Genomic DNA, 13,127 nt, shown 5'->3' on the forward strand with positions numbered 1-13,127 from the left:
ATGCAGTTTAGCTATTCTTGTTATAGCCCCCTGACGGTAGCGTCTGGGGGCTATTTTTTATCCGTAGATAAAAGTTAGATCGTTTGAGTTTGTTTGATTATTCATAATCGAGCGGGTAGATTATGCTGTAAAGTGCATTATCGAGCTTAATCGAGCATCACTGTCTATCAACGTCAATTCCCCAAAATGCTGTTATGCAAACGCGATAGGAAGGTAAAACACCATGAGTCAGTCGCTTCCCGATATTGCCTTTTTTCATGAGCTTGCCACGTTAGCGAGTCAGGAAACGTTGCCGCGTTTTCGTTCTCTCAAAACCAACCAAATTGAAACGAAGCCAAAAGAGGGATTTCGCTTTGATCCAGTTACGGAAGCCGATCGGGAGGCTGAGCGGGTAATACGTGAGCACATCACGCGGCATTATCCCGATCACGCGATTCTGGGGGAAGAATTTGGTCTGAGCGGCGAAGGACCTGTGCGCTGGGTTTTAGATCCGGTCGATGGTACCCGACCTTTTTTATGCGGTTTACCCGTGTGGGGAACACTTATCGGTCTGTTGCATTATGAGCGAGCAGTGATGGGAATGATGAGCCAGCCTTTTACCGGAGAGCGCTTCTGGGCTGATGGTTCACAAGCCTGGCGTAGCGACTGGCAGGGAGAAACACGCTTAAGTACGCGTAAAAGTGTATCGCTTGAACAAGCGATTCTTCATACCACTGCGCCGGAAGCACTGGGCATGCATCCAACCGTTCGCTTTGCAGAACTCAGCGAAAGCACACTTATGACGCGCTATGGCGGTGAATGTTACGCCATGGCAATGCTGGCAGCAGGCCAGATTGATATCTGCGTGGAGTTTTCATTGCAGCCTTATGACATTGTCGCGCTGATCCCGATTATTGAGCAGGCGGGTGGCATCATCACCGATCTCAACGGGCAACGTGCGGAAGCGGGGGGCACAGTGGTCGCAACGGGTAACCCAGATCTGCACCCGCAGGTTTTAGCGATTCTGAACGGATCGCGGTAATTGTCGCTGGCTCGTATAACAGACGATGGCGATGTGAAAGACAACGGTTAAAGAAGGAATCATGATGAAAGTGGCACACGTTGCGTTATGGACGGCCGATCTGGCCGCGCAGGCGGTATTTTGGCAAGAATTCTTCGCCGCACAGGTGGGAGAAAAATATGTAAGCCGCAATCGCCCAGGGTTTGAATCGCATTTCGTTCAATTGGGTGAAGGGGCATCCATTGAGCTCATGACGCTGCCAGTGCTGGCGGCAGCCTTAACCAATAAAGAGGGTTGCGGCTGGGCGCATGTGGCGATTTCGGTTGGCAGCAAGGCAGATGTGGAGGCGTTAGCCAGCAAAGCAGCGGAACGCGGTATTTTGATTGCGCCGCCTCGCATGACAGGGGACGGTTTTTATGAAGCGATCGTCAGCGACCCTGATGGTAATCTAATCGAGATAACGTCAGACTAATTCGGGAATCGTTTTGTATGCTGCACAAACTGTCATCATTCGATCGACAACATCGCGCGATGTTGATTTGCGCCGGTGAAATTCGGTTTGGCCCACCTTATTTTTCGCTATCGATCGACGGCAAAGCATTGGAGGAACGCGTTTTCGGCAAGGAGATGCTGTGGTCGCCGGATTCTCGCTACCTTGTTGTACAAGAGTGGCTCTCTACGGTGGAACGCGATGGCCCACAAACGGCTTTACTCTGTATTGATGTGCTCGAAGAAAAGCAGTGCCAGGTTTCTCAGGCTGCGGGGGGATTTATCGTTCCCGTACGCTTCGAGGACGATAAGTTGATCTATGAAAAACAGTATTTTGGTGGGGAAAGAAACGGCATTACGGAATACGAGATCCCATTTACCGCGCTTCCTCGTTGGACTACGCTACGGCTACATTAACGACTCAATCTTCCCAATGGAACAAGGCATCGAACTGTGTGAAATCGCGATCCGTGAGTACCGTCGGTACGCGAGTTCCGATGAGTAGTGGCGATGTCAACTGCCCCTTATAAGCGCGAATGAGTCCACACTTTTCCCGTTCTGGCTGAGCCTACCGGCTTAACGCAATAACGGCGGGTGTCTCTAGCCTATCGCACATTTCCTGTTCTGGAAGCGCCTGAGAACCGCCGCGAGCGTGCCAGTTTCTCTCACTTTCCTAACACGTTACGAAGAGTCCCCCAAGGGCTAGTGTAAGTTTCTTAATATTATTATACAAAACCAAACCCGTAATGATTCTCATATTTTAATTGTTATGTTATAACATACCAATTACTGGGTGGGGAGATAATCACGCGAGTGTTTAAAAGAGAAATATTCAGGGTGACGAATCATCCCGAAGCAGAAAAGTAAAACTGCAAATGACCTTAAATTATCAGAGAGTGTGAAATATGGCTGACGTAGTAGTTCGACAGAAAGGAGATGCAAGGTTACCTGTGACCGTATTATCCGGCTTTCTCGGCGCGGGGAAGACCACGTTACTTAACCATATTCTGAACAATCGCGCTGGCCGCCGCGTCGCTGTGATCGTCAACGACATGTCAGAAGTGAATATTGATGCTGCACTGGTGAGGGAAGGCGGCGCTAAGCTTTCACGGACGGACGAAAAGCTGGTGGAAATGAGTAACGGTTGTATCTGTTGCACGTTGCGTGAAGATCTGCTGATTGAGGTTAATCGGCTGGCGAAAGAGGGGCGTTTTGATCAGTTGGTCATTGAATCAACGGGTATTGCGGAACCGCTTCCAGTGGCGGAGACATTCACGTTTGCGGGTGACGATGGGGAAAGCCTTTCTGAAGTGGCGCGGCTGGATACGATGGTAACTGTTGTCGACGGATATAATTTCTTAAAAGATTACGCTTCGGTGGACAGCATCCATTCACGTGGAGAATCGTTAGGAGAGGGGGACGAGCGCAGCGTGGTGGATCTGCTGATCGATCAGATCGAGTTCTGTAATGTGATTATTCTCAACAAAACGGACCTTATTGATGCGGCGAAACAGCAGAAGCTGGTTGCGATTATCCGTTCACTGAATCCGGGCGCGAAAATACTTCATGCACAATTTGGTGTTGTGCCGCTGAATGAGGTGCTCAACACGGGATTATTTGATTTCGACAAAGCGGCGCAGTCCCCCGGATGGTTGAAAGAGCTACGCGGCGAGCATACACCTGAAACTGAGGAGTATGGCATCGCCAGTTTTGTTTTCCGCGCTCGTCGACCGTTTCATCCCGCTCGCTTCTCGCAGGTCATGGCAAATTCACTCACCGGGGTTGTCAGATCCAAAGGCTATTTTTGGTTGGCAAGCCGCCCAGAGTATGCTGGATCGTGGTCTCAGGCAGGTGGTGTTGCGCGTCAGGGGCTGGCTGGTTCATGGTGGGTCAGCGTGCCAAAAGAAAAGTGGCCGACAGATAGTGAATCGCTTGATTACATTCGTTCCCTATGGGTGGATGGCGTGGGTGATGCGCGTCAAGAACTTGTGTTTATCGGTATCGATATGGATGAACACATGTTGCGAACCCGCCTGGAGGCCGCCCTGCTGACGGACAAAGAAATGGCGGAAGGTCTGGCGACATGGTTTGGTTATCCAGACCCGATAGAGCCTTGGTTTGCGTCATAACGTGTGGGAATCTAGAAAAGGACTGATTTCTCAGGCTGCGGGGAATTTATCGTCCCCGTACGCTTCGAGGACGATAAGTTGATCTATGAAAAACAGTATGTTGGTGGAGAAAGAAACGGCATCACGGAATATGAGATCCCGTTTACCGCGCTGCCTCGCTGGACTGCGCTACGGCTACGTTAGCTTTCATAGCTAACAACATGCGCTTCTGTCGGAGAGGGAAGTTCCCATTTTGTCAGCATCCCTTGCAGCGTTTTATTGCTTAGCGTGGTGTCCCGTTTACCGTTGCGTCGCAGCAGTTCCTGACGCGAACGCTCCAGATAAACGATCTCTACGTCTGCGCCGTAGGCATAGCACCGATCCAACGTGCGGGTGCGCATTTGCTGGCTCAGATGCGTGGCGTTCCACACAAAAGGTTCATGGGTTCGTAGCAGTGAACGCGCTTTATCGGTTGCCCAATGCACCGCTTTTCCTTCATTTTCGCCGTGTTTCAGCCCAAGCTCTGCCCGCGCATCGTCAAAAGAAACCACGGGTAAGTCACGCCGATGTGTCCGTACCCAGGTGTCTTTTCCCGAAGCTGGCAAACCACACATCACGGTGACTTTCGATCCCGGTTCCTGAAACAACGGATAGTCAGGATGGACATCGGCACCGCGAAAATAGCTCAAGCGGGTGTGGGCATCGACAAAGGCTCTCGGTTGGCCGTAACAGCTTTCTTCTCGCGCCAGCTCACGGAACAGCTCTATGCTGTCGAGTACGCGTGCTTGATCCTGGCAGATGCGCCCACGCATATCGGCTTCCGCCAGCGTGGACAACAGCGGAATACTCAACTGCCAGGACAGTTCGCGAATCGTAAAGAGCGGCGACACCCGGCGACGTTCGTCTTCAAGGCAGTAAAACGGCACCTGATGCACCGCAATTAATCGACAAATCGCTTCCCGAATCGCAAACGGTACGCCTGCATCCCACAGCAGTATCCGAGCGTCGATTGCGCCTTTGCGCGAATGCCCCGGTTGACCAATTTGACCCGTCACCGGGTCAACCACCGTCGTTCGATATTTCGCGACATCATGTAGCAGTGCGGCAAAAAATAAAATTTCCTGCTGTTCGCGCGTAGCTGTCTGGTAATCGGGCAACTGTAATAGCGACTCGATCACCATGATGGTGTGCGTCCATACATCACCTTCACCGTGGTAGCGCGGCTCCTGTGGCGTTTCTTTGGCGCGTTTAAGCACCGGGAATGCGTCCAGACAATCTGCAAAATCTGGCTGTGCGCCAGAGGTGGGGACTAATCCCCTGATGGTATTCCAATCCATAATAGTCATCTTCCTTACTTCTCAGGCATGGCAGCGGCGAGTGCATCCAAAGAATGCAGCGTACTCAGCCCCAGCGTTTCCCAGGATACTGTTGGACAAGGTGCATACAGATCAACGCCTTCAGCCAGTTGGTTCGGCAAAATAGGACGTCGGGAATGGTGCGAGCCGCTGTCCAAAATGGTCTGAATGAAGTCATGGCGTACCAGCTTGTAGCGCGCTAGTACCTGTTCATCATCTTCAACCTTTAGATAAAGGCCTTCCGAGCGATCCGATTTATCGGTTTGTTGCCAGCATAGCGCGAGCGGCAAACCTTCACGCTGAACGGTGGATTCAAACGCGGTTTTCCAGTTCTGGCTCTTCGCCAGCGAACGGTATACCAGCTTCCACAGCAATGCAGGATTCGTTGGCATCTCTCCAGCGTACAGCACCGGAACGGATAACACGGGCGAACCGGCCAGCATGGCGTGTCTACGTGCCGTCGATAAAAAAATGCCGTCACGACGATCGTAAAGATCAAATTCGTGAAAATAGTGCGGCAAACGGTCATAAAACACGGAATGCTTGCTGTAGGCCCATTCGCCGTACATCACGAAACGGTCTTCCAGCAGTTCAAGAAAACGTATTTCGTGCGCAGTGGCCCACAGTTTGAACTGGTTGAACTGTCGTTCCCGTGAGCCGCCAGCCAGATAGTGGCCGCGTGATTGGAGCAAAAGTTCTGCCGTTTCATTAAACGATACACCGCTGTTCGCGCCGTCGATCTTTTCTTCGATCACGACGTAGCGGCCTGCCAGCGCTTTCAGCGCAATTTGGTCCGACGCATCATCGCCGGGCTGTAAGCGCGAGCCTTCCAAATGAGGCGTACGCGGATACTTTACTAACGGTATTGAATGTAAATACATGTTTTTCGCCTGCTGCGTTATTGGCGCAGCCAGGCCCATCTACGGTAAAAAAGAGGGCCGACGAACGTGTTCGGGCGCGAGTCAATAGGCTGTCCACTGGCATTCCAGAGGTCAGAGTCGCGGGGGAGGAAGCGGGAGATTCATTTTCCGTTCCGCGCGATGGCGAGAAACGGAAGGGAACCAGTACCGCAGCCAACGCTGGCGCAGACTGCGCCGAATCGAGGCTGCTTAAGCAGTCGTCGGCGGGTTAGTGGGAGGCTGACGTACAGGGCACTTTAGGGCTCCAAATGACACATTGGGGGTGAGTAAACGGCGCGATTCTAGCGAAGGAATCTTCCGACAACAAGTTTTTGTATAAAAAATGCTATTCTTTCCAGCAGTTGTAGAATACGTGCCGTGTTTGACCGCGGTGGTAAAGGCGATAAAAGTCGAAGTCTATCGACATAAACGTGCTGAGTATGACGGGATGATGCACACAATGAAAAGTAGAGGAATATAATGAAAATCAGTGTGATAAAGAAAGGGATTGCGGGTCTGTTATTGGTACTGCCGCTGCATGGATTTGCCGAGACAAAGGATCCAGATTTGTTTGTCGGCTACACCACGCAGGATCTCACTTCAGCATTACCTGCACAACTGTTGGGCATGATTCAGCGAGAAAAAGTGCTCGATGCGGCAAATCACATGGTTCAGACCGAATATGTTGACCCTATGACAGGCAATAAGGCGTTGGTTTCACTGTATATGCTACCGCCAAACAGCAAGGGTACGATTCCCATCGCTTCGACGCCCAGCGATCTGGATGCGGTGATCGCCAGCACGGAAAAAGAGATGCTACGTCAGCGCATCAAACCCGATCAGCGTGCGGGAAATATTGACGATGCGACGCCTTTTCGTTGCTTACAAACGATTCTGAACAATAAGGTTCTGCATTCTCTATGCTCGACGCTGATTAAAGGGCGTGTACTGGAAGTTCAGGCGATCAATACGGTCGATAATATTCAGGATGAAGCAGGGCTAAATAAAGTCATTGGACAACAGAACGAATTCGTTATTGGAATGGGAAAAACGCTGCTGGCGCTTAAAAAATAGCATGTGGATGATGTAGCAGGATTAGCGTCATCGGTTAAAGACAACGATGCTTTCCCTGCAAACCTTGAGCGAAGGTGAGTACCTTCGCTTTTTTTGCACCAAAAATCCCCGGGTTCTCCCTTGCCAGATTCTCCACGTTCGTGCATAACTGCCGAAGCCAGAGAGTCGATGCCTAAAATCATCACTACAAAACAGTATTCATTACAAAACAAGATTCATCACGAAACGACACCGGATAAACTCTATGCTTTTATTACTCGTTTTGGCTGTGATTGCAGTAGCGGTTTACGGCTGGTTAAAACAGCCGCAATACGTTTCACCAGAGGTAAAACCTCAACCGAAAAATCCACTCTTCCGCGATGGGGCGTTTCATAACCCGGTTGCTCGCCCGACGGTGGGGAGTAAAAATCGCATCGCACTTCTGTATCGCTTTCTTTTCGGTAAGGATGTGGGGGCGCTACCCGATACTCGTCTGCCTTCGGAAAAGACCAATCTGCATCAGTTAAGTAAAACGGATAACGTCATCATATGGATGGGACATTCCAGCTATTTTATTCAATTGGAAGGAAAAACCTTCCTGCTGGATCCGGTATTTAGCAATAACGCCTCTCCGGTACCGCGTACCAATATTGCCTTCAAAGGTAGCAATGTGTATTCACCGGAAGACGTTCCAGAAATCGACTATCTGCTCATTACTCACGATCACTGGGATCATCTGGATTACCCTACGCTGAACGCGCTACGTGGAAAAATCCGCCAGATTGTTACGCCGACTGGAGTGGGCTCCTATTTTGTAAAATGGGGTTTCCCCCGGAAAGACATTACGGAAGGTGACTGGTTCAGCAGCCTGAAAGAGAATGGGGTAGAAATTCACGTGCTTCCTACGCAGCACTTTTCCGGTCGGCTCCTCAAGCATAACCAAACGCTATGGGGATCATTCGCGCTGATAACGGCGCAGTATCGCCTGTATCTTGGTGGAGACAGCGGCTATGGGACGCACTATAAAGAGATCGCCGAACGTTTGGGTGGGTTTGATATCGCGATACTGGAATGTGGCCAATATGACAGTGACTGGCCCTACGTTCACATGACGCCGGAAGAGAGCGCGCAGGCGGCCAGTGACTTACAGGCTAAAGCGGTCTTACCGAGTCACAACAGCAAATTTAAGCTGGCGCACCACCGCTGGAATGATCCACTGGTGCGTATTTCTCAGGCTAGCGAAAATCAAGACTGGCGATTAATGACGCCCCGTATTGGTGAACGCGTCCAGATCGATAACTCGCAGCAGAGGTTTAGTCAGTGGTGGTAGTGGGAGTTACGTTTGTCCTACCGCTATCATTGATGCGCTACCCCTATCCCCCAAATGTTTTCCCACTCAGGCAATCAATGAAGACTTGGGGCTTAGGGTACATAGACTGGATCTCACTTGCGATGCGGCAGTAGTGCTCAAGAAACTTTTCGCTTTCGGCAGTTAACACCAGCATTCGCATGCTGTGATGAAAAAGCTGCCTTTCAACGTTCTTCCTGCCGTGCGCACAAAAAACCAATACGGCTCACTTCATCCATCCTCGCTCCATTCCTTTAAGACAATCCTGTCTGCGTTGCTGACACGCTAGTTCATTCCCGGCTTGCTGAGTCACGTCGGGTTGCTTCTTGTCATCGTCTGGCTGAACGAGTTGGTTTATGGATTCTCTAGGGGGGCGTTGCATGTGTCTCTATTCAATCCATGTTTGCCACTTCGCTCTGATTATCGCGCAAAAAACAAGCCGTAAATTTTTTCATGAAAATTTCTAATGACGATCATGAGAATACTTCATATACAAAGTGAATTATTTCATTTTTTTAATGATTTATTCAGAGTAGTCCTAGGAATGTGCGCAATGATGATGCAGATGTTTATTAAAAACCTTTAAGAACATTTACTGAGGATATTTCCTCCGCTGGCGACGAGTTGATATTTCTTCAACATTATGTAAGATTTCGTAAATACATTAGAAAATTGATTGCTATTTTTATCTTTCGGACCTGATCACCGGGTTCGTGCGGTAGCTGTGATGTTTTTATTTCTTTTAATATATTGTTTTTTATATTTATTTTTTAATATTAGCCATCTTCTATCGAAGATTGTTGTTCTTCTGAAAATAGAAAATTATTAGTTTAATTCACCTGAGTTGATGGTTTTTGAACTAAATTAGGCATAATAAAAACGTTTTAATTTACAAATACACACACTTAGTTGATCGTAAATTGATCGGTTGTATACGGTTTTGTGGCGTATTGAGAATCCTTCCGACAAATACCCCCGTCATTCATGTTGCATTTTGAATACCTAATTTGAACTGCTTACTATTTATATTCATATGTAACTAATTAGTTATTTTTATGTAATGGTTAATTTATCAACTAATGCGAGTCTCGGTCAGACAGATCCAAATTCTGTGACTTGCCTTGTTCATAACCGGCTTTTGGCCACTTTTTAGGCATTAATGGAACGATACATGAAGAAAATGGCGAACCACCGTATGGCATTAAGTCTGCTGTTTGTTTTTGTTGTCGCGGGCTGTGAAGCGCCGCCCAAAATGACTGACGACACTATCGTCAACAGCACCGTTGATGGTGTCACACTGAGCCACCGATATGCGGTTAAAGCACCGGTGCAATTCAGCCCGATCAATGAAGCCTATCGCGCGCTCTATCCCGCCTCGGTCATGACGCGCTCGGATTTCGGCAGCAACACGGTGGATACCCTGAAAAGTGGCGAAACCTACACGGTAATTGGTCAAGTGGAGAACAACTGGTTGGCGCTGGGTGAGCAGATGCCAGTTGTAGTCGGACCACCGGCCGACACGGCGAAAACAGATGACAAAAAAGCCGTTGAACAGCCTTCGACTCAACTGATTGGTTACGTGCCATTCCGTGCTGTGGTGAAGAGTGAGCTGTATGAACAGACGATCGAAGCGGATCAGCCAAAACGCCGCACAGGCGGCAAGAAAAAGACCTGCGTTTCAGTCGATGGCGACAGTAAGGCTTGCCAAAACACCACCAGCGGCACTTGGGTCATCAATTAATCGTGCTGAGTAGGGTGGGCTGAATGATGACAATGATGCAACTGCGTCGCTGGTTGTTACCGTTACTAGCATTGCTATCGACGGCGTGTAGCAGCGGTAGTTCCACACCGGTGGCACGTTACAACCTGCATTTCCTGGCACATCCGCAGATTAACGACGGTGCACCGCTCAAGGTCCGGGTGATGTTATTGACTACAGACGCGGAATTCATGTCCGCCGACTTCTACTCCCTGCAGAATCAGCCCGCTAATGCATTGGGCAGCACGTTGCTCAACAACCAACAGTTTTTCCTGATGTCAGGCCACCTGAACAAAACGCTCAACGCCAAAAGTCTGCCAGAAGCGCGCTACATCGGCATCATGGCGGAATATCAGGCGCTGGATGGCAAAATCTGGCGACTGGCTCTGCCGTTCCCGGATGGTGAGAACAGTGCGCTGTGGGCATTCTGGAAAAGTAACGACGGCGAGTTGAACGCCCACATGATGGCGGACATCAACGGCCTTCGCGTGGTTAAGCTGTAAAAAGGATGTCTATGAACAGAACCGAAAAGGTGGTTTGGACCGAAGGAATGTTCCTGCGTCCTCACCATTTCCAGCAGTCGGAAAATTATCTTCACAGTACGCTGCGTGATTGGGGCCAGTCGCAGCGCGCTTATACCTGGGGGTTCTTCGATCTGGCGTTTGATGAAGCGCTGCTGCGCCAGGGAAAACTAGCGTTAAGTGCCGCCAGAGGATGCTTGCCGGATGGCACGTTTTTTTCCTTCAGCCAGCCGCAACATGGACCTGCACCGCTTGAACTGCCTGCTAATGTTGATCGTTCTAAAGTGGTGCTCGCGATTCCAGCCCGCCGCAATGGCCGGGAAGCCGTGGTGTTTCAGGAAACACAGAATTCTCTGGCGCGCTATCTCGCCTGGGAAGCTCAAGTGGAAGATGACAACGAGCAGGCGATCGGTGCGGCAACGGTACAGTTCGGTAAGCTGCGTTTGCGCCTGATGCTGGAGCAGGATCTTACCGCAGAATGGACGGCAATGGGGGTCGCGCAGGTGATTGAGAAGCGCAGCGATAACCACCTATGGCTCGATACCGCTTATGTCCCGCCGATGCTCGCGCTCAGCGGTAGTCGACCATTGCAAAGCATGCTTAACGATCTGTATGGCCTGATGCAGCAACGCAGCCAGCAACTTAGCCAGCGTGCGCAAGGTACCAGTCGCTTCAACAGTGCAGACATAGTTGATTTTATGCTATTGGCAATGTTGAATCGCCAGCTTGGACTGCATGCGCATTTGCAGCATCTTCCGTTGTTGCATCCCGAAACACTCTATAGCCATTGGTTGCAGCTGGCTGCAGAGCTCTGTACCTGGATGCCAACACGCACACCTGATCCTCTGCCATTTTATAATCACGACGACCTGCACGGCAGTTTTACCCGCTTAACGTTGCTGCTGCGCCAGGGGCTGTCTCAGGTGATGGAAGAAAGTGCAATTCAGCTTCCACTCACCCAGCGCTCACACGGCCTCAACGTTGCCACGGTGCCGGAAAGTAGCATGGTGCACGAATTTGGCTTTGTGCTGGCAGTAAAAGCCAGTGTGCCCGCTGAAGCCCTGAAAACCCACTTCCCGGCGCAGATGAAAGTCGCGCCTGTTACTAAAATCCGCGATCTGGTTCAGTTGCAACTGCCCGGTCTGGCGTTGAAAGCCATGCCGGGTGCACCGCCGCAAATTCCATGGCATGCCGGTTACAGTTACTTTGAGCTGGATAAGAACAGCGAGCTGTGGAAAGAGATGGAGCGCTCCGGTGCATTTGCGCTTCATCTAGCCGGTGATTTTCCGGGCCTGAACATGGAGTTCTGGGCCATTCGTAGTTCATCAGAATAACCAACGCTGAGCACGCCGCATGATGCAGGAACAACAAAAACCGAGCCGTGACGTCACGCAGCAGGATGTCAGCCATCAGAATATGCTGGTGGCGGCTGCCAATCCGCTGATTAACGCGATTCCTCAGATTCGCCATTCCATCTCCCATGACGATCCGGTGCGCCTACGCCAGCAACTGATCGACCAAATCCGTCGCTTCGAGCTGAACTGCCAGCAGTCTGGTCTGAGCTATGAAGTGATTGTCGGTGCCCGTTACTGTCTGTGCACCGCGCTGGATGAAGCCGCTGCGCTGACGCCGTGGGGGAGTCGCGGAGTGTGGAACAGTAACAGTCTGCTGGTGACGTTTCACAACGAAACCTGGGGGGGCGAGAAGTTCTTCCAACTGTTGGCGAGGTTGTCACAGAGTCCGCGACAGCACATTCTGCTACTGGAGCTGATTTACTTCTGCCTGCTGCTGGGCTTTGAAGGGCGTTACCGGGTGTTGGATAACGGCCGTTCACAGTTGGAAACCATCAAGCAGCGCCTGCTACAGATGATCAAAAGTGTGCGCGGCAGCTACTTTGTTGCGCTCTCTCCACATCCGACCGATCAGCCGGTACTGCGTAAACGGTGGCGTCCAATGATCCCACTGTGGGCCTGCGCAGCCGTTGCCGGTTTTGCTGCCTGTTTGTTCTACATTGGCCTCAACTGGCGTCTTGGTGATTACACCTCTCCGGTGCTGGCCCGTATCTACCAGACGACGCTGCCGGAGGTGAAAATCCGCAATCCCGCGCCACCACCACCTGCCACGCTCAACCTCAAAGCCTTTCTGAAACCGGAGATTGATGCGGGGTTGGTCGCGGTGCGCGATGAAGCTAACCAAAGTGTAGTCACGCTAAAAGGCGATGGGCTATTTGCTTCGGCATCAATCGACGTACGTGGACGCTACGATGTCGTGATTCAGCGTATCGCGGAAGCGATGAACAACGTTCGTGGCAAGGTTCTGGTGATTGGCTACAGCGATAACGTGCCCATTCGCAGCGCCCGTTTCGCCTCCAACTATGAACTCTCGCTGGCGCGAGCGCAGTCGGTACAAACCCTACTGCAACAGCAGTTGACGCAGCCGTCACGCGTAAAAGCAGAAGGGCGCGGCGAAAGCCATCCGCTAGCTCCGAATACCAGCGCAGAGAATCGCGCTCGCAACCGCCGCGTGGAGATTACGCTGCTGGTCGCGCCGGACGCAACGCAAGCGGAACTCAACGGCTTGGCGAGAGGGCAGTAA

General features: G+C 50.9%; 12 protein-coding genes. 10 read left to right on the forward strand and 2 right to left on the reverse strand.

All coding sequences use genetic code 11. The annotated features are described in order from the left end of the window. Positions 1 to 223: 223 nt before the first annotated feature. From hisN to zigA, 4 genes are all read left to right on the forward strand, one after another. On the forward strand, positions 224 to 1,021 hold the full coding sequence (hisN, locus tag CLR69_RS04455; protein WP_129711177.1) for a histidinol-phosphatase: 798 nt from the start codon (positions 224 to 226) through the stop codon (positions 1,019 to 1,021). Between the two features lie 64 nt (positions 1,022 to 1,085). After that, positions 1,086 to 1,472: a VOC family protein gene (locus tag CLR69_RS04460; RefSeq protein ID WP_129708360.1), complete on the forward strand. Its 387-nt coding sequence runs from the start codon at positions 1,086 to 1,088 to the stop codon at positions 1,470 to 1,472. A 17-nt stretch (positions 1,473 to 1,489) separates the two neighbouring features. Beyond that, on the forward strand, positions 1,490 to 1,906 hold the full coding sequence (locus CLR69_RS04465) for a hypothetical protein (protein WP_129711178.1): 417 nt from the start codon (positions 1,490 to 1,492) through the stop codon (positions 1,904 to 1,906). A 488-nt stretch (positions 1,907 to 2,394) separates the two neighbouring features. After that, positions 2,395 to 3,618 carry a zinc metallochaperone GTPase ZigA gene (gene zigA, locus CLR69_RS04470; protein ID WP_129711179.1) on the forward strand — a complete coding sequence of 408 codons (1,224 nt, stop codon included), beginning with the start codon at positions 2,395 to 2,397 and terminating at the stop codon, positions 3,616 to 3,618. Between the two features lie 179 nt (positions 3,619 to 3,797). Here zigA and CLR69_RS04475 read toward each other — a convergent pair whose 3' ends face one another. Both CLR69_RS04475 and CLR69_RS04480 read right to left on the reverse strand, forming a co-directional pair. Continuing rightward, complete coding sequence (locus tag CLR69_RS04475; RefSeq protein WP_129711180.1) at positions 3,798 to 4,943, reverse strand: AAA family ATPase; 1,146 nt, start codon at positions 4,941 to 4,943, stop codon at positions 3,798 to 3,800. A 5-nt stretch (positions 4,944 to 4,948) separates the two neighbouring features. Beyond that, positions 4,949 to 5,833 (reverse strand): RNA ligase family protein, encoded by an 885-nt coding sequence (locus tag CLR69_RS04480; RefSeq protein ID WP_129711181.1) that lies wholly within the window; start codon positions 5,831 to 5,833, stop codon positions 4,949 to 4,951. 498 nt (positions 5,834 to 6,331) lie between these two features. Here CLR69_RS04480 and CLR69_RS04485 point away from each other — a divergent pair, with 498 nt between their 5' ends. The 6 genes from CLR69_RS04485 to CLR69_RS04510 all read left to right on the forward strand — a co-directional run bounded on the left by CLR69_RS04485 (position 6,332) and on the right by CLR69_RS04510 (position 13,127). Beyond that, a complete protein-coding gene (locus CLR69_RS04485) occupies positions 6,332 to 6,925 on the forward strand; it encodes a hypothetical protein (RefSeq protein WP_129711182.1) in 594 nt (197 codons plus the stop codon). 244 nt (positions 6,926 to 7,169) lie between these two features. After that, the gene (locus tag CLR69_RS04490; RefSeq protein ID WP_129711183.1) at positions 7,170 to 8,234 is read left to right on the forward strand and encodes an MBL fold metallo-hydrolase; all 1,065 of its coding nucleotides are present in this window, start codon (positions 7,170 to 7,172) and stop codon (positions 8,232 to 8,234) included. A 1,177-nt stretch (positions 8,235 to 9,411) separates the two neighbouring features. After that, positions 9,412 to 9,993, forward strand: coding sequence for an SH3 domain-containing protein (locus CLR69_RS04495; protein ID WP_129711184.1), 582 nt, complete (start codon positions 9,412 to 9,414; stop codon positions 9,991 to 9,993). Between the two features lie 23 nt (positions 9,994 to 10,016). Then, entirely contained in the window at positions 10,017 to 10,514 is a 498-nt protein-coding gene (gene tssJ / locus CLR69_RS04500) for a type VI secretion system lipoprotein TssJ (protein WP_129711185.1), read from the forward strand. Between the two features lie 11 nt (positions 10,515 to 10,525). Continuing rightward, entirely contained in the window at positions 10,526 to 11,866 is a 1,341-nt protein-coding gene (tssK, locus tag CLR69_RS04505; RefSeq protein ID WP_129711186.1) for a type VI secretion system baseplate subunit TssK, read from the forward strand. Positions 11,867 to 11,885: 19 nt separating this feature from the next. Beyond that, a complete protein-coding gene (locus CLR69_RS04510; protein WP_129711187.1) occupies positions 11,886 to 13,127 on the forward strand; it encodes a DotU family type VI secretion system protein in 1,242 nt (413 codons plus the stop codon).

It is taken from the genome of Pectobacterium zantedeschiae (assembly GCF_004137795.1).
GTDB classification, from domain to species: domain Bacteria; phylum Pseudomonadota; class Gammaproteobacteria; order Enterobacterales; family Enterobacteriaceae; genus Pectobacterium; species Pectobacterium zantedeschiae.

Excerpts from the sequence above, each read along its gene's own strand:
- hisN (WP_129711177.1), top strand. The coding sequence starts at position 224 with ATGAGTCAGTCGCTTCCCGATATTGCCTTTTTTCATGAGCTTGCCACG.
- CLR69_RS04460 (WP_129708360.1), top strand. The coding sequence starts at position 1,086 with ATGAAAGTGGCACACGTTGCGTTATGGACGGCCGATCTGGCCGCGCAG.
- CLR69_RS04465 (WP_129711178.1), top strand. The coding sequence starts at position 1,490 with ATGCTGCACAAACTGTCATCATTCGATCGACAACATCGCGCGATGTTG.
- zigA (WP_129711179.1), top strand. The coding sequence starts at position 2,395 with ATGGCTGACGTAGTAGTTCGACAGAAAGGAGATGCAAGGTTACCTGTG.
- CLR69_RS04475 (WP_129711180.1), bottom strand. The coding sequence starts at position 4,943 with ATGACTATTATGGATTGGAATACCATCAGGGGATTAGTCCCCACCTCT.
- CLR69_RS04480 (WP_129711181.1), bottom strand. The coding sequence starts at position 5,833 with ATGTATTTACATTCAATACCGTTAGTAAAGTATCCGCGTACGCCTCAT.
- CLR69_RS04485 (WP_129711182.1), top strand. The coding sequence starts at position 6,332 with ATGAAAATCAGTGTGATAAAGAAAGGGATTGCGGGTCTGTTATTGGTA.
- CLR69_RS04490 (WP_129711183.1), top strand. The coding sequence starts at position 7,170 with ATGCTTTTATTACTCGTTTTGGCTGTGATTGCAGTAGCGGTTTACGGC.
- CLR69_RS04495 (WP_129711184.1), top strand. The coding sequence starts at position 9,412 with ATGGAACGATACATGAAGAAAATGGCGAACCACCGTATGGCATTAAGT.
- tssJ (WP_129711185.1), top strand. The coding sequence starts at position 10,017 with ATGATGACAATGATGCAACTGCGTCGCTGGTTGTTACCGTTACTAGCA.
- tssK (WP_129711186.1), top strand. The coding sequence starts at position 10,526 with ATGAACAGAACCGAAAAGGTGGTTTGGACCGAAGGAATGTTCCTGCGT.
- CLR69_RS04510 (WP_129711187.1), top strand. The coding sequence starts at position 11,886 with ATGATGCAGGAACAACAAAAACCGAGCCGTGACGTCACGCAGCAGGAT.